The 16596-nt window shown below is 62.6% G+C and carries 13 protein-coding genes and 1 tRNA gene; all 14 read left to right on the top strand.

The annotated features are described in order from the left end of the window. The coding region (locus tag BUA29_RS10230; protein ID WP_483887631.1) for an EF-Tu C-terminal domain-related protein at positions 1–94 on the top strand (94 nt) is incomplete at its 5' end. A 100-nt stretch (positions 95–194) separates the two neighbouring features. After that, positions 195–270, top strand: a tRNA-Trp gene (locus BUA29_RS10225). A 50-nt stretch (positions 271–320) separates the two neighbouring features. Further along, positions 321–704: a preprotein translocase subunit SecE gene (secE, locus tag BUA29_RS10220; RefSeq protein WP_072756462.1), complete on the top strand. Its 384-nt coding sequence runs from the start codon at positions 321–323 to the stop codon at positions 702–704. 11 nt (positions 705–715) lie between these two features. Then, positions 716–1291, top strand: coding sequence for a transcription termination/antitermination protein NusG (gene nusG / locus BUA29_RS10215; RefSeq protein WP_072756461.1), 576 nt, complete (start codon positions 716–718; stop codon positions 1289–1291). Positions 1292–1499: 208 nt separating this feature from the next. Continuing rightward, entirely contained in the window at positions 1500–1928 is a 429-nt protein-coding gene (rplK, locus tag BUA29_RS10210) for a 50S ribosomal protein L11 (protein WP_072756460.1), read from the top strand. Between the two features lie 4 nt (positions 1929–1932). After that, entirely contained in the window at positions 1933–2631 is a 699-nt protein-coding gene (gene rplA, locus BUA29_RS10205) for a 50S ribosomal protein L1 (protein ID WP_072756459.1), read from the top strand. A 370-nt stretch (positions 2632–3001) separates the two neighbouring features. After that, a complete protein-coding gene (rplJ, locus tag BUA29_RS10200; protein ID WP_072756458.1) occupies positions 3002–3532 on the top strand; it encodes a 50S ribosomal protein L10 in 531 nt (176 codons plus the stop codon). A 60-nt stretch (positions 3533–3592) separates the two neighbouring features. Further along, complete coding sequence (gene rplL, locus BUA29_RS10195; protein WP_072756457.1) at positions 3593–3964, top strand: 50S ribosomal protein L7/L12; 372 nt, start codon at positions 3593–3595, stop codon at positions 3962–3964. 230 nt (positions 3965–4194) lie between these two features. After that, positions 4195–8355 carry a DNA-directed RNA polymerase subunit beta gene (gene rpoB, locus BUA29_RS10190; RefSeq protein WP_072756456.1) on the top strand — a complete coding sequence of 1387 codons (4161 nt, stop codon included), beginning with the start codon at positions 4195–4197 and terminating at the stop codon, positions 8353–8355. Between the two features lie 65 nt (positions 8356–8420). After that, positions 8421–12626: a DNA-directed RNA polymerase subunit beta' gene (rpoC, locus tag BUA29_RS10185; protein ID WP_072756455.1), complete on the top strand. Its 4206-nt coding sequence runs from the start codon at positions 8421–8423 to the stop codon at positions 12624–12626. 323 nt (positions 12627–12949) lie between these two features. Beyond that, positions 12950–13324, top strand: coding sequence for a 30S ribosomal protein S12 (rpsL, locus tag BUA29_RS10180; RefSeq protein ID WP_072756454.1), 375 nt, complete (start codon positions 12950–12952; stop codon positions 13322–13324). 87 nt (positions 13325–13411) lie between these two features. After that, positions 13412–13879: a 30S ribosomal protein S7 gene (gene rpsG, locus BUA29_RS10175; protein ID WP_072756453.1), complete on the top strand. Its 468-nt coding sequence runs from the start codon at positions 13412–13414 to the stop codon at positions 13877–13879. A 140-nt stretch (positions 13880–14019) separates the two neighbouring features. Continuing rightward, positions 14020–16143: an elongation factor G gene (gene fusA, locus BUA29_RS10170; protein ID WP_072756452.1), complete on the top strand. Its 2124-nt coding sequence runs from the start codon at positions 14020–14022 to the stop codon at positions 16141–16143. Between the two features lie 73 nt (positions 16144–16216). Further along, a partial coding sequence (locus tag BUA29_RS10165; RefSeq protein WP_178137923.1) for a GTP-binding protein occupies positions 16217–16596 on the top strand: 380 nt, incomplete at its 3' end.

Raw genomic sequence — 16596 nt, 5'->3', positions numbered from 1 at the left:
TGCGCCGATCGCGATGGAAGAGGGTCTGCGGTTTGCGATCCGCGAGGGTGGCCGCACCGTCGGCGCCGGCGTGGTGTCGAAGATCCTGAAGTAAGCCCCTGCGTTTCCCCCGTTCCTGCCCATGGGAACGGGTCGGGGTCGAGGCAGGCGGCGCAAGCCGCCGTTGCCTTTTTCGGAAAATGTGAAGTTTCGATACGCCAGTAGCTCAATTGGCAGAGCAGCGGTCTCCAAAACCGCAGGTTGGGGGTTCGAGTCCCTCCTGGCGTGCCATTCGTCGAGCGCATCAAGTCGCTCCGTAAACAGGTAGAGAGAGTCTCGCCTTGACCAGCAAGTCGCTGCCCAACCCCTCTGTCGGGTCTTCCGCGGATAAAGTCAAATACGTGCTGGCCGCGCTGCTGATGCTGGGTGGTGCGGTTGTTTACACCTGGTTTGAAAACACCTTGAGTGGCGTCATTCGGGTGTTGGTGGTCGTGGCTGGGCTGGTGTTGGGCTTGGGGCTGCTGCTCACGACTGCGTTCGGTCAGCGGGCGCGGGAATATCTGTCGGAGTCGAGCTTTGAGTTGCGTAAGGTGGTCTGGCCGACCCGGCAAGAGGCGACCCGCACGATGTGGATCGTCGTCATCGCGGTGGTGACGATCAGCCTGATCCTGGCGGCGATTGACTGGCTCATCCAGCTCAGCGTCCAGGCGCTGCTTGGTTCCTGAGGGAGAACGTCGTGAATAATCCAGAAGTCCAGAAGCGCTGGTACGTGGTGCATGCCTATTCCGGCTTCGAGAAGTCGGTGGCGCAGGCCTTGCGCGACCGCATCGTGCGGATGGGGATGCAGGATCGCTTCGGCGATGTCCTGGTGCCGACCGAAGAGGTCGTGGAAATGCGCGGCGGCCAAAAGCGCCGTTCGGAGCGTAAGTTCTTCCCGGGCTACGTGCTGGTGCAGATCGCCACCCACATGCAGGATGGTGTGCCGCAGATCGACAGTGAGTGCTGGCACCTGGTCAAGGAAACGCCCAAGGTGATGGGCTTTATCGGCGGCACGGCCGATCGCCCGCTGCCGATTCGTGATGAGGAGGCCGATGCCATCCTGCAGCGCGTGCAGGATGGGGTCGAGAAGCCGCGGCCGAAAGTCCTGTTCGAGCCGGGTCAGATGGTTCGCGTCATCGATGGCCCGTTCAACGATTTCAATGGCGTGGTTGAAGAGATCAACTACGAGAAGAATCGGCTGCGCGTGGCGGTGCTGATTTTTGGTCGTTCCACCCCGGTCGAGCTGGAGTTCGGGCAGGTGGAGAAGGCTTGACCGGCTAGACGGTCGGCTCGATAGGCAGTTATACTTTCCGGCTCCCCCGCCTGTCGGGGGAGCTGATTTGTGTCCAGGTCAGGCAGGTTCTGGCTGGGCGTTGTGAAGCTAAGCCGCGCGATGCCGGGACGCGTGGCGGTTCAAGTGAAGCGTTCCCGGTCCGATGGGGAGCCTGCCTCGCAGGCGCTCGTACCCGGAGATCATTGCAATGGCAAAGAAAGTTGTCGGCTATATCAAGCTGCAGGTCAAGGCCGGTCAGGCCAACCCCAGCCCGCCGGTCGGTCCTGCGCTGGGTCAGCGCGGCCTGAACATCATGGAGTTCTGCAAGGCGTTCAATGCGGCCACGCAGAAGATGGAGCCGGGGCTGCCGATTCCGGTGGTCATTACCGCCTACTCCGACCGTACCTTCACCTTCGTGACCAAGACGCCGCCGGCGTCGATTCTGCTGAAGAAGGCGGCCGGCATTACCTCCGGCTCCAAGCGGCCGAATACCGAGAAGGTCGGTAAGGTGACCCGCAAGCAGCTCGAAGAGATCGCCAAGATGAAGGAGCCGGATCTGACGGCGGCTGATCTGGAGGCCGCGGTGCGGACGATTGCGGGCTCGGCCCGCTCCATGGGTCTGGTGGTGGAGGGTTGAGGCAATGGCACTGAGCAAGCGACAGAAGGCGATCCGTGCGGCGGTGGTGCCGGGTAAGGCCTATCCGATCGACGAGGCGATCAAGATCGTCAAGCAAAACAGCACCGCCAAGTTCGTCGAGGCGGTCGATGTGGCGGTCCGGCTCGGCGTGGATGCCAAGAAGTCCGACCAGCAGGTTCGTGGCTCCACCGTGCTGCCTGCCGGTACCGGCAAGACCGTTCGCGTGGCGGTGTTCTGCCCGCCCGGCGCCAAGGCGGATGAGGCGCTGGCGGCTGGCGCTGACGTGGTGGGGATGGACGATCTGGCCGAAAAGATGCAGGCCGGTGATCTCAACTACGACGTGGTCATTGCCACCCCCGATGCGATGCGCGTGGTGGGTAAGCTCGGCCAGGTGCTGGGTCCGCGCGGCCTGATGCCCAACCCCAAGGTGGGTACCGTGTCGCCGAATCCGGCCGAGGCGGTGCGCAATGCCAAGGCGGGTCAGGTGCGTTACCGTACCGACAAGGCTGGCATCATCCACTGCACCATCGGTAAGGCCAACTTCGACGAGGAGGCGCTCAAGGGTAACCTGCAGGCGCTGTTGCTGGACCTGCTCAAGGCCAAGCCGGCGAACTCCAAGGGAACCTACCTGCAGAAGATCTCGCTGAGCTCCACCATGGGGCCTGGCGTGACTGTCGATCAGGCTTCGCTGAATCTGAAGTGATGATGTTTGGGGTGGCGGGTGCGGGCCGTTGGGCTCACTAACACTCCGCCGCCTGCTGAGTTTGAAGGCTTCCGTCGCGGTTGATCGCGGCGGACGCCGTCAAAGACCGCAGGTGCGGTCTGCGCGCGGCAGCGACGGGCAGGGATGCTCTCATGGCATGGATTCGCCGTTGCCGTAGGCGGGGTCGCTTAATCCGCACCCGATCGGGTGCCGGCCTGCGTAGATGGTGATGCCTTTCTGGGATGTTTTGATTCAAGACAGCTCTGGATGGCCACCACCGGGATGACCGTTCATCCCCGATGCCACGGAGGGCATCGCCCAGGACCGCCGGCGGCAGGAGTCGCGGGCGGCGTTCAAACGAGGAGTGACTATGGCTCTCAATCTGTCCCAGAAACAGGATGTCGTCGCACAGGTGGCGAAAATCGCCGCCACGGCGCACTCCCTGGTTGCGGCCGAGTATGCCGGCACCACGGTCGAGCAGATGACCGCGATGCGCAAGAAGGCGCGTGAGACGGGCGTGTTCCTGAAAGTGATCAAGAACACGCTGGCGGCGCGCGCGGTTGTCGGCACCGAGTACGAGGTAGCAAAGGATTCCCTGGTGGGTCCGCTGCTGTATGCGTTCTCGCTCGAGGAGCCCGGTGCAGCCGGCCGCCTGATCAAGGAGTTCGCCAAGGGGAACGACAAGCTGCAACCCAAGGTCGTCGTCGTCGGTGGTCAGCAGTATCCGGCCAGCCACGTCGAGGTGCTTGCGTCGTTGCCCACCCGCGATCAGGCGCTGGCCATGCTGGCCCGCGTGCTGGCCGAGCCGGCAGCCATGCTGGCCCGTGCGGTCAAGGCGGTGGCCGACAAGCAGGGTGGTGCTGATGCCGCGCCTGCTGAGGCCCAGGCCGAAACGGCCTGATGCGCATGCGATCCTGACCTTGCCTTTCTTTCAAATAAAACATTTCCAGAGGTAATCACAATGTCCCTGACCAACGAGCAGATCGTCGATGCCATCGCCGCCAAGTCGCTGATGGAAGTGATGGAGCTGGTGAAGGCCATCGAAGAGAAGTTTGGTGTCTCCGCTGCCGCTCCGGTGGTGGCTGTTGCTGGCCCGGCGGCTGCCGGCCCGGCGGTTGAAGAGCAGACCGAGTTCAACGTCATCCTGAAGTCGGCCGGCGACAAGAAGGTCGAAGTCATCAAGGCCGTCCGCGCCATCACGGGCCTGGGCCTGAAGGAAGCCAAGGACCTGACCGAAGCCGGCGGCGTGGTGAAGGAAGGCGTGTCCAAGGAAGAGGCCGAAAAGATGAAGAAGGACCTCGAGGCCGCTGGCGCGACCGTCGAGATCAAGTAATCGGTCCTTGCGTCGCCGGGCTGCACCTGCTGGCGACCACCGAAGGCTGGGGACGCAAGTCCCCGGCCTTTGGCCGTTGTAAGACATCGCTGTAAAAACGCACGAGTTGACAGTCGGAAGTAGCGGGAGAGGGCGTGCTGGTGCCGGCAATACCAGCAACTTCCCACTGTCAGTTCCCGAACATCCCGTTGGCCGCAACAGCCGGCCGCACAAGACGAGGCGCACGCGACATGACCACCGCCAAGAAATACTCCCTCACCGAAAAGAAGCGCATCCGCAAGGATTTTGGCAAGCAGCGCTCGATCCTGGAGGTGCCCTATCTGCTGGCCATCCAGGTGGACTCCTACCGTGAGTTCCTGCAGGCCGACGTGGAGCCGGCCAAGCGTGAGGACAAAGGCCTGCATGCGGCACTGAAATCGGTGTTCCCGATTGTCAGCTTCAGCGGCAATGCCGCGCTGGAGTATGTCAGCTACAAGCTCGGCGAGCCGCCGTTCGACGAGCGGGAATGCCGCACCCGTGGCCTGTCGTATGGGGCGCCGCTGCGCGTCACCGTGCGTCTGGTGATCTACGACCGCGAGTCGTCCACCAAGGCGATCAAGTATGTGAAGGAGCAGGAAGTCTACATGGGCGAAATTCCGCTCATGACCGACAACGGCACCTTCATCGTCAATGGTACCGAGCGGGTCATCGTCTCCCAGCTGCATCGCAGCCCGGGTGTGTTCTTCGACCATGACCGCGGCAAGACCCACAGTTCGGGCAAGCTGCTGTTCTCGGCGCGGGTGATCCCCTACCGCGGGTCCTGGTTGGACTTCGAGTTCGACCCCAAGGACGCGGTGTTCTGCCGTATCGACCGCCGTCGCAAGCTGCCGGTCTCGGTGCTGCTGCGCGCACTGGGCTACAGCAATGAAGAAATGCTGCGTGAGTTCCATGAGCTCAACACCTTCCACATCAATGCCGACGGCGTGATGCTGGATCTGGTGCCGGAGCGGCTGCGCGGCGAAACCGTCGATTTCGACCTCAGCGATGGCGAGAAGGTGATTGTCGAGGCGGGCAAGCGGATTACCGCCCGTCACATCAAGCAGCTGGAGGCGGCCGGGGTGACGGCGCTGGCGGTGCCGGACGAGTACATCTACGGGCGCATTCTGGCGCACGACGTGGTTGATCCCAAGACCGGCGAGTTGCTGGCCAACGCCAACGACGAGATCAATCCGGACATCCTGGCCAAGCTGCGCAAGGCCGGAATCGAGAAGGTCGAGACGCTGTGGGTCAACGACCTCGACCGTGGCCCTTACATCTCCAACACCCTGCGCATCGATCCGACCCGCACCCAGCTGGATGCGCTGGTCGAGATCTACCGGATGATGCGTCCGGGCGAACCGCCGACCAAGGACGCCGCCCAGAACCTGTTCCACAACCTGTTCTTCACCTTCGAGCGCTACGACCTCTCTGCGGTCGGCCGCATGAAGTTCAATCGCCGTCTGGGTCGCAAGGACGTCACCGGCGCGCCGGTGCTGTACGACGCCCGTTATTTCGCCGATCGCAAGGACGAAGAGTCCGTGCGTATGCGCGAAATGTGCGGCGACAGCTCCGACATCCTCGACGTGATCCGCGTGCTGTGCGAGATCCGCAATGGTCGTGGTTCGGTCGATGACATCGACCATCTGGGCAACCGCCGTGTGCGTTCGGTCGGTGAAATGGCCGAAAACACTTTCCGCGTCGGCCTGGTGCGCGTCGAGCGCGCCGTGAAGGAGCGCCTGTCGATGGCCGAGTCCGAAGGGCTCACCCCGCAGGAGCTGATCAACGTCAAGCCGGTGGCGGCTGCGATGAAGGAGTTCTTCGGCTCCTCGCAGCTGTCGCAGTTCATGGATCAGAACAACCCGCTGTCCGAGGTCACCCACAAGCGCCGTGTCTCGGCGCTGGGCCCGGGTGGTCTGACCCGTGAGCGCGCCGGCTTCGAAGTGCGCGACGTCCATCCCACTCACTACGGCCGCGTCTGCACCATTGAGACGCCGGAAGGCCCGAACATCGGTCTGATCAACTCGCTGGCAGTGTTTGCCCGCACCAACAAGTACGGGTTCCTGGAGACGCCGTACCGAAAGGTGATCAACGGTCGCGTCACCGATGAAGTCGAGTATCTGTCGGCGATCGAGGAAAACGAATACGTGATCGCCCAGGCCAATGCGCCGCGCGACGAGCAGGGCAACATCACCGCCCAGTTCGTGGCCTGCCGCTACCAGGGCGAAAACCTGCTCAAGCCGCCGAGCGAGATCCACTACATGGACGTCTCGCCGATGCAGACCGTGTCGGTGGCGGCTGCGCTGGTGCCGTTCCTCGAGCACGACGACGCCAACCGTGCCTTGATGGGCGCCAACATGCAGCGTCAGGCCGTACCCACCCTGCGCGCCCAGAAGCCGCTGGTCGGAACCGGGATCGAGCGCGCGGTGGCGCGTGACTCCGGTGTGACCGTGATCGCCCGCCGCGGTGGTGTGATCGAGCAGGTCGATGCTGCCCGCATCGTGGTCAAGGTCAACGAGAACGAGATCGCTGGCGAAGCGGATGCCGGCGTGGATATCTACTCGCTGGTCAAGTACACCCGTTCCAACCAGAACACCTGTATCAATCAGCGCCCGCTGGTCAAGGTGGGGGATCGGGTGGAGTGCGGCGACGTGCTGGCCGATGGTCCTTCGACCGATATCGGTGAGCTGGCGCTAGGTCAGAACGTGCTGGTCGCGTTCATGCCGTGGAATGGCTACAACTTCGAGGACTCGATCCTGCTTTCCGAGCGACTGGTCCAGGAAGACCGCTACACCACGATCCACATTGAAGAGCTGACCGTCCAGGCGCGCGATACCAAGCTGGGGCCGGAAGAAATCACCGCTGACATCCCCAACGTCTCCGAGCAGGCGCTGTCGCGGCTGGATGAGTCCGGCATCGTTTATATCGGTGCCGAGGTGCGCGCCGGCGACATCCTGGTCGGCAAGGTCACGCCGAAGGGTGAAAGCCAGCTGACCCCGGAAGAGAAGCTGCTGCGCGCAATCTTTGGCGAGAAGGCCTCGGACGTGAAGGACAGCTCGCTGCGCGTGCCGCCGGGCATGGATGGCGTGGTGATCGATGTGCAGGTGTTTACCCGCGATGGCATCGAGAAGGACAAGCGCGCGCGCCAGATTGAGGAAAACGAGATCCGTCGCGTCAAGAAGGACTTCGACGACCAGTACCGGATTCTGGAAAACGCCATCTACGCCCGTCTGCGCGAGCAGCTGCTGGGCAAGGTCGCCATCGGCGGCCCCGGTGTGAAGAAGGGCGATACGGTTTCTTCGCTGGTGCTGGATGGGTTGAAGAAGTCCGACTGGCTGCAGCTGCGGATGAAGGATGACGATGCCGCCGATGCCATCGAGCGTGCCGCCAAGCAGCTGGAAGCGCATCAGAAGGAGTTCGAAAAACGCTTTGCCGACAAGCGCGCCAAGATCATGCAGGGCGATGACCTTGCGCCGGGCGTGCTGAAGATGGTCAAGGTGTTTCTGGCCGTGAAGCGGCGCATCCAGCCGGGTGACAAGATGGCCGGTCGTCACGGTAACAAGGGCGTGGTGTCCAAGATCGTGCCGGTTGAGGACATGCCTTACCTCGCCGACGGCCAGACCGTGGATGTGGTGCTCAACCCGCTCGGTGTGCCCAGCCGTATGAACATCGGTCAGGTGCTCGAGGTGCACTTGGGTCTGGCTGCTAAGGGGCTGGGACAGAAGATCCAGCGCATGCTGGAGGCCCAGGTCAAGGTGGCGGAACTGCGCAAGTTCCTCGACCAGATCTACAACCATGACCGTGGCAGCCACATCGAGCGCGTCGATCTGTCGCAGTTCAGCGATGAAGAGCTGCTGGCGATGGCGAAGAACCTGACCGACGGTGTGCCGATGGCCAGCCCGGTGTTCGATGGTGCCACCGAGGATGAGATCAAGGCGATGTTGCGCCTGGCGGATCTGCCCGAATCCGGCCAGATGCAGCTGTACGACGGGCGTACCGGCGAGCCGTTCGATCGCAAGACCACGGTTGGCTACATGCACATGCTCAAGCTCAACCACCTGGTCGACGACAAGATGCACGCCCGTTCCACCGGCCCGTACTCGCTGGTCACCCAGCAGCCGCTGGGTGGCAAGGCGCAGTTCGGTGGTCAGCGTTTCGGCGAAATGGAAGTCTGGGCGCTGGAGGCGTATGGCGCGGCGTACACCTTGCAGGAGATGCTGACGGTGAAGTCCGACGACGTACAGGGCCGCAACCAGATGTACAAGAACATCGTCGATGGCAATTACCAGATGGTTGCCGGTATGCCCGAATCCTTCAACGTGCTGGTGAAGGAAATCCGCAGTCTGGCCATCAACATGGAACTCGAAGCGGAATGAGCCGCCTGCGCGCGGCATGAGCCGCGCCATGCCCAGTGACATTCCCTTCGACCCGGAGAACCGACATGAAAGATCTGCTCAATCTGTTAACCCCGCAGCGTCAGACCCTCGATTTCGATGCGATCAAGGTCGGCCTGGCCAGCCCGGACACCATCCGTTCGTGGTCTTACGGCGAGGTCAAGAAGCCGGAGACCATCAACTACCGCACCTTCAAGCCCGAGCGTGACGGCCTGTTCTGCGCTGCGATCTTCGGCCCGGTCAAGGACTACGAGTGCCTGTGCGGCAAGTACAAGCGCATGAAGCACAAAGGCGTGGTCTGCGAGAAGTGCGGAACCGAGGTCACCATGGCCAAGGTGCGCCGTGAGCGCATGGGTCATATCGACCTGGCCTCGCCAGTCGCTCACATCTGGTTCTTGAAGTCGCTGCCGTCGCGTATCGGCCTGATGCTCGACATGACCCTGCGCGACATCGAGCGCATCCTCTATTTCGAGGCGTATGTCGTCACCGAGCCGGGCCTGACCCCGCTCGAGCGCGGCATGCTGCTCACCGAAGAGGAGTACATGAAAGCGCGCCAGGAGCACGGTGACGACTTCGATGCCGCGATGGGCGCCGAGGCGATCCATGAGCTCCTGCGCACCATCGACCTGCAAAGCGAGCTGGTCAAACTGAAGGAAGAAATCGCCTCCACCAACAGCGAAACCAAGCTCAAGCGACTGACCAAGCGCATCAAGCTGGTCGAGGCCTTTATCGAGTCCGGCAACCGTCCGGAGTGGATGGTGCTGACCGTGCTGCCGGTGCTGCCGCCGGATCTGCGCCCGTTGGTGCCGCTGGATGGCGGCCGTTTTGCGACCTCTGACCTCAATGACCTGTATCGGCGCGTCATCAACCGCAATAACCGCCTGAAGCGGCTGCTCGAGCTCAATGCGCCTGACATCATCGTGCGCAACGAGAAGCGCATGCTGCAGGAAGCGGTGGATGCGCTGATGGACAACGGCCGTCGTGGTCGTGCCATCACGGGCACCAACAAGCGTCCGCTGAAGTCGCTGGCCGACATGATCAAGGGCAAGCAGGGCCGGTTCCGTCAGAACCTGCTTGGTAAGCGAGTTGACTACTCCGGCCGTTCGGTGATCGTGGTCGGCCCGTACCTGAAGCTGCACCAGTGCGGTCTACCCAAGAAGATGGCGCTGGAGCTGTTCAAGCCGTTCATTTTCTCCAAGCTGCAGCGGCTTGGGCTGGCGCCGACCATCAAGGCGGCCAAGAAAAAGGTCGAAAGCGAAAGCCCGGAGGTGTGGGACATCCTGGAAGAGGTGATCCGCGAGCATCCGGTGCTGCTCAACCGTGCGCCGACCCTGCACCGTCTTGGTATCCAGGCGTTCGAGCCGGTGCTGATCGAAGGCAAGGCGATCCAGCTGCACCCGCTGGTGTGCACCGCGTTCAACGCCGACTTCGACGGCGACCAGATGGCCGTGCACGTGCCGCTGTCGCTGGAAGCGCAGCTGGAAGCGCGTGCGTTGATGATGTCCAGCAACAACATCCTGTCGCCGGCCAACGGTGAGCCGATCATCGTGCCGTCGCAGGACGTGGTGCTGGGTCTGTACTACATGACCCGCGCGCTCGAAAACAAGGCGGGCGAAGGCATGGTGTTTGCCAACGTCGCCGAGGTCCGGCGTGCCTATGACCACCGGGTGGTCGAACTGCACGCCAAGTGCAAGGTGCGCATCACCGAGACGGTGGTCGGCGAGGATGGTCGTCGCAGCAAGCGCACGTCGCTGGTCGATACCACGGTCGGCCGCGCCCTGCTGTGCGAGATCCTGCCGGAAGGCCTGCCGTTTGCGCTGGTCAATACCGAGCTCAACAAGAAGGCGATCAGCCGCCTGATCAACAGCTGCTACCGCACGCTGGGCCTGAAGGATACGGTGGTGTTCGCCGACAAGCTGATGTACACCGGCTTTGCCTTCGCAACCCGCGCCGGTGTGTCGATCGGCATCGACGACATGACCATCCCGCCCGAGAAGAAGGAAATCCTGGCCGAGGCCGAAGCCGAGGTGCTGGAAATCCAGCAGCAGTACCAGTCGGGCCTGGTGACCGCTGGCGAGCGCTACAACAAGGTGGTGGACATCTGGTCGCGCACCAACGAGCGCGTGGCCAAGGCGATGATGGACACCATCGGTGTCGAGAAAGTGGTCAACGCCAAGGGCGAGGTCGTCGAGCAGAAATCGATGAACTCGATCTTCATCATGGCCGACTCCGGCGCCCGTGGTTCGCAGGCCCAGATCCGTCAGCTGGCCGGTATGCGCGGTCTGATGGCCAAGCCGGACGGCTCGATCATCGAAACGCCGATCACCTCCAACTTCCGTGAGGGTCTGAACGTCCAGCAGTACTTCATCTCGACCCACGGTGCCCGTAAGGGTCTGGCCGATACCGCGCTGAAGACCGCCAACTCCGGTTATCTGACCCGGCGACTAGTGGACGTGGCGCAGGACGTGGTGATCACCGAGTTCGATTGCGGCACCCACAATGGCCTGACCATGACGCCGATCGTGGAAGGGGGTGACGTGGTCGAGCCGCTGAAGGATCGCGTGCTGGGCCGCATCGTCGCCGAAGACGTGTTCCTGCCCGGCAACGATGAAGACCCGTTCATCACCCGCAACACCCTGATCGACGAGCAGTGGGCCGCCAAGCTCGAAGAGGCCGGCGTACAGGCGATCAAGGTGCGCAGCACCATCACCTGTGAAACCGCGTTTGGTGTCTGCGCCCGCTGCTACGGCCGTGACCTGGCCCGCGGGCATCTGGTCAACCACGGCGAAGCGGTCGGTGTGGTGGCGGCGCAGTCGATCGGTGAGCCTGGTACCCAGCTCACCATGCGTACGTTCCACATCGGTGGTGCGGCGTCGCGTGCGGCGGCGATCGACAACGTCACGGTCAAGACCACCGGCTCGATCAAGTTCAACAACCTGAAGTTCGTCCAGCACGCCGACGGCCATCTGGTGGCGGTGTCGCGTTCCGGTGAACTGTCGGTGCTGGACACCCATGGCCGCGAGCGTGAGCGCTACAAGCTGCCTTACGGCGCCAGCCTGCAGGTGCGGGATGGCGGTGAGGTCAAGGCCGGGCAGACGGTGGCGGTGTGGGATCCGCACAACCATCCGATCGTCTCGGAAGTGGCCGGCTTCGTGCGCTTCGTCGATTTCGTCGATGGCGTGACGGTGATCGAAAAGATCGATGAACTCACCGGTCTGGCATCGCGTGAGATCACCGATCCCAAGCGCCGCGGTACCCAGGGCAAGGAGCTGCGGCCGCTGGTGCGGATCGTCGATGCCAATGGCAAGGACCTCACCATTCCAGGCACCGACCTGCCGGCGCAGTACATGCTGCCGCCGCGCTCGGTGGTGACCCTGCAGAATGGTGCTCAGGTCGGCGTGGGCGACGTGATCGCCAGGATTCCGCAGGAAGCGTCCAAGACCCGCGACATCACCGGTGGTCTGCCGCGCGTGGCCGATCTCTTCGAGGCGCGCAAGCCGAAGGAGCCGGCGATCCTGGCGGAAATCTCGGGTGTGGTCAGCTTTGGCAAGGAGACCAAGGGCAAGCAGCGCCTCATCATCAAGAATGCCGATGGCACCGAGCACGAGGAGCTGATTCCCAAGTATCGCCAGATCATCGTGTTCGAAGGCGAGCACGTGGAGAAAGGCGAGGTCGTGGTGGATGGCGAGCCCAACCCGCAGGACATCCTGCGCCTGAAGGGCGTGGAAGAGCTGGCCGCCTATCTGGTCAAGGAAATCCAGGACGTGTATCGCCTGCAGGGCGTGAAGATCAACGACAAGCACATCGAGGTGATCATTCGCCAGATGCTGCGCAAGGTCGAGATCACTGATGCTGGTGACAGCCGCTTCCTGGTGGGCGAACAGGTCGAGCGCCAGCGTGCGCTGGAGGAAAACGCCCGTCTGGAGCGCAAGGGCGAAATCCCGGCCAAGTTCCAGCCGGTCCTGTTGGGCATCACCAAGGCGTCGCTGGCGACCGAGTCGTTCATTTCCTCGGCCTCGTTCCAGGAGACCACTCGCGTGCTGACCGAAGCGGCGGTGCGTGGTACCCGCGACACCCTGCGCGGCCTCAAGGAGAACGTGATCGTCGGTCGCCTGATCCCTGCCGGTACCGGTTTGGCGTACCACAACCGGCGGCGGAAGACCGCATCCGGTTTGACCGAGGCCGAAATCGCCACGCTGTCCGGCGAGTCTGCTGAATCCGCCGAGGCTGCCGCTGGCGAAACGGCCGAGTGACCTCAAGGCAGTGGCCCGCCCGTCAGGGCGGGCCCTTGCTTAGCACTGAAAGCGGAAGTAAACTTTTGCACCTTTGATGGCCATGGTGCCATCCAGATCACCAAATGAGGTCGCAGGAAGCGCCTCGTGTTGGACCTAAGGACGGGTGGGATCGCAGATGAATCATGCGGCTCCGGCGCGGGGCGGTATGGTTTTTTCGGCATGGCGGCGTTTGACCCGCGGGTCTTGCGCGCGCTATGCTTTTCGTCTTGGCTGGTCAGCTGGTATCAGTTGGCCGGTTGTGTCTTCCCAGTGGGCCTTGTGCCCGTCAACAGAGCCCTGAAATGGCAACGATCAACCAGCTCGTGCGCAAGCCGCGCAGCCCGGAAACCTACAAGAGTGCCTCGCCTGCTTTGGCCAACTGCCCGCAGCGGCGTGGCGTCTGCACCCGTGTCTATACCACCACTCCGAAGAAGCCGAACTCGGCACTGCGTAAGGTGGCCAAGGTGCGTCTGACCAATGGCTACGAGGTGATTTCCTACATCGGTGGTGAGGGTCACAACCTGCAGGAGCACAGCGTCGTGCTGATCCGTGGCGGGCGTGTCAAGGACCTGCCGGGTGTGCGCTATCACACCGTGCGTGGTGCGCTGGATGCTGCTGGCGTCACCAAGCGCAAGCAGGGGCGCTCCAAGTACGGCGCCAAGCGTCCCAAGTCCTGAGGTCGGCCGTTCCGGCGGTGCGCCGGTCGGTTGATGTTCTCCTGCAGACAACATGACGGGCAATGCCCGCCCCACGAGAGAAGTGACATGTCCCGTAAAGGCAATACTCCGCAGCGCTCGGTGCTGCCGGATCCGAAGCATGGCAGCGAAACCATCGCCCGCTTCATCAACATGGTGATGAAGAGTGGCAAGAAGTCGGTGGCCGAGAAGATCGTCTACGGCGCGATGGATGTCATCAGTGAAAAGAACCAGAATCCTCTGGAGCTGGTTGAGAAGGCGCTGGGCAACGTTGCGCCGACCGTTGAGGTGAAGTCGCGTCGTGTCGGTGGTGCCACCTATCAGGTGCCGGTCGAGGTGCGCGCTTCCCGTCGCATGGCGCTGGCGATGCGCTGGGTGATCGAGTCTGCGCGTAAGCGTGGTGAGAACTCCATGCCGCGCAAGCTGGCGGGCGAGTTGATTGATGCCGCGGAAAATCGTGGCGGCGCGATCAAGAAGCGCGAAGAAACTCACCGTATGGCCGACGCCAACAAGGCGTTCGCGCACTATCGCTGGTGATTTGTTGGGCTGGGTGGCGGTTGGTTTGGGTGGACTGAGTCTGCCGGATCGCCGCTTCCCTGGCTGGTTGTGTCATCCCGAGCGCCGCCCTGAGGCGGCATTCGGTTTTACTGAAATCTGAACCCGTTTGAGAGGCTCCCGTGGCCCGCACCACTCCCATCGAGCGTTACCGCAACTTCGGCATCATGGCGCACATTGATGCCGGCAAGACCACTACGACCGAGCGCATCCTCTTCTACACCGGCAAGAGCCACAAGATCGGTGAAGTGCACGACGGTGCCGCCACCATGGACTGGATGGAGCAGGAGCAGGAGCGCGGCATCACCATTACCTCGGCTGCCACGACTGCGTTCTGGCGGGGTATGGACAAGTCGTTCCCGGAGCATCGTTTCAACATCATCGATACCCCTGGGCACGTCGATTTCACCATCGAAGTCGAGCGTTCGCTGCGCGTGTTGGACGGTGCGGTATTCGTGCTGTGTGCGGTTGGTGGCGTGCAGCCGCAGTCTGAGACGGTGTGGCGGCAGGCCAACAAGTATCACGTGCCGCGTATCGCCTTCGTCAACAAGATGGATCGCACTGGTGCGGACTTCTATCGTGTCCGCGACCAGCTGAAGTCGCGTCTGGGCGCCAACCCGGTGCCGATGCAGGTGCCGATCGGTGCCGAAGACAACTTCGAGGGCGTGGTTGATCTGCTCAAGATGAAGGCCATCCACTGGGATGCGGCTTCGCAGGGGCTCAACTTCGAGTACCGGGACATCCCCGAGGAGCTCAAGGCCAAGGCCGAAGAGGCGCGCGCCTACATGGTCGAGTCCGCGGCCGAGGCGTCCGAAGAGCTGATGAACAAGTACCTCGAGGAGGGTGACCTGTCCGAGGAAGAGATCATCGCCGGTCTGCGTCAGCGCACCCTCAACACCGAGATCGTGCCGATGTTCTGCGGCTCGGCGTTCAAGAACAAGGGCGTGCAGGCGGTGCTGGACGGTGTGATTCGGCTGCTGCCTTCGCCGGTGGACATTCCGCCGGTCAAGGGTGTGGACGTCAACGATGAGACCAAGCAGCTCACCCGCGAGGCCAGCGACAAGGCGCCATTCTCGGCCCTGGCGTTCAAGATCATGACCGACCCGTTCGTCGGTTCGTTGACCTTCATTCGCGTCTACTCCGGCACGCTCAGCGCCGGCGATCAGGTGCTCAACTCGGTGAAGGGCAAGAAGGAGCGTATCGGTCGTCTGTTGCAGATGCACTCCAACCAGCGCGACGAAATCAAGGAAGTGCTGGCGGGTGATATCGCGGCAGCGGTGGGCCTGAAAGATGTGACCACCGGTGACACCCTGTGCGCCATCGATGCGCCGATCGTGCTGGAGCGGATGAGCTTCCCCGAGCCGGTGATCTCGATGGCGGTCGAGCCCAAGACCAAGTCCGACCAGGAGAAGATGGGTAACGCCCTGAGCCGTCTGGCGCAGGAAGACCCGTCCTTCCGCGTGCGGACCGATGAAGAGTCCGGTCAGACCATCATCTCCGGCATGGGCGAGCTGCATCTGGACATCATCGTTGACCGCATGCGCCGTGAGTTTGGCGTCGAGGCCAATGTCGGCAAGCCGCAGGTGGCCTACCGCGAAACCATCCGTAAGTCGGGTGTCAAGAGCGATTACAAGCACGCCAAGCAGTCGGGCGGTAAGGGTCAGTACGGTCACGTGGTGATCGAGCTGTCGCCGATGACCGAGGAAGATCGCAAGCACCCCGATGTCAAGGATGATTTCCTGTTCATCAACGAAATCACGGGTGGCGTGATTCCGAAGGAATTCATCCCGGCGGTGGAAAAGGGGATGCGCGAGGCCATCACCAGTGGTCCGTTGGCGGGCTATCCGGTGGTGGGTGTCAAGGTCAAGCTGGTGTTCGGCTCGTACCATGACGTCGACTCTTCAGAAATGGCGTTCAAGCTGGCCGCCTCGATGGCGTTCAAGGAGGGTTTCCGCAAGGCCGATCCGGTGTTGCTGGAGCCGATCATGAAGGTCGAGATCGTCAGCCCCGAAGACTACCTGGGTGACGTGATGGGCGACGTGAGCCGCCGTCGCGGTGTCCTCCAGGGTCAGGACGACAGCCCCTCCGGCAAGATCATCAAGGCGATGATCCCGCTGGGCGAAATGTTTGGATATGCGACCGCACTGCGTTCGATGACGCAGGGTCGTGCCACCTTCACGATGGAGTTCGACCACTACGAGGAAGCGCCGAACAACATCGCCGAGGCAATCATCAAGAAGGCGTGAGCCACTTTCGGTCCCCGGGCGTTTGATTCCCGGGGATCATCCCCATCCCACTCATTCTTTTGGAGTTCAGATCATGGCAAAGGGTAAGTTCGAGCGCACCAAGCCTCACGTGAACGTGGGGACGATCGGTCACGTGGACCACGGCAAGACGACGCTGACGGCGGCGCTGACGAAGGTGGGCGCGGAGCGTTTTGGCGGCGAGTTCAAGGCGTACGACCAGATCGACGCGGCGCCGGAGGAGAAGGCGCGCGGTATTACGATTTCGACGGCGCACGTGGAGTACGAGTCGCCGACCCGTCACTATGCGCACGTGGACTGCCCTGGGCACGCTGACTACGTGAAGAACATGATCACGGGTGCGGCGCAGATGGACGGTGCGATTCTGGTGGTGTCGGCGGCGGACGGCCCGATGCCGCAGACGCGCGAGCACATTCTGCTGGCCCGTCAGGTGGG

Source organism: Thermomonas hydrothermalis (assembly GCF_900129205.1).
Taxonomy (GTDB): domain Bacteria; phylum Pseudomonadota; class Gammaproteobacteria; order Xanthomonadales; family Xanthomonadaceae; genus Thermomonas; species Thermomonas hydrothermalis.
This window is presented reverse-complemented; position numbering and strand designations above follow the sequence as displayed.

What these genes read in the sequence shown, in the direction of transcription:
- rplK (WP_072756460.1), top strand. Translation starts at nt 1,500, where the DNA reads ATGGCAAAGAAAGTTGTCGGCTATATCAAGCTGCAGGTCAAGGCCGGT.
- rplL (WP_072756457.1), top strand. Translation starts at nt 3,593, where the DNA reads ATGTCCCTGACCAACGAGCAGATCGTCGATGCCATCGCCGCCAAGTCG.
- rpsL (WP_072756454.1), top strand. Translation starts at nt 12,950, where the DNA reads ATGGCAACGATCAACCAGCTCGTGCGCAAGCCGCGCAGCCCGGAAACC.
- rplA (WP_072756459.1), top strand. Translation starts at nt 1,933, where the DNA reads ATGGCACTGAGCAAGCGACAGAAGGCGATCCGTGCGGCGGTGGTGCCG.
- rpoB (WP_072756456.1), top strand. Translation starts at nt 4,195, where the DNA reads ATGACCACCGCCAAGAAATACTCCCTCACCGAAAAGAAGCGCATCCGC.
- rpoC (WP_072756455.1), top strand. Translation starts at nt 8,421, where the DNA reads ATGAAAGATCTGCTCAATCTGTTAACCCCGCAGCGTCAGACCCTCGAT.
- rpsG (WP_072756453.1), top strand. Translation starts at nt 13,412, where the DNA reads ATGTCCCGTAAAGGCAATACTCCGCAGCGCTCGGTGCTGCCGGATCCG.
- rplJ (WP_072756458.1), top strand. Translation starts at nt 3,002, where the DNA reads ATGGCTCTCAATCTGTCCCAGAAACAGGATGTCGTCGCACAGGTGGCG.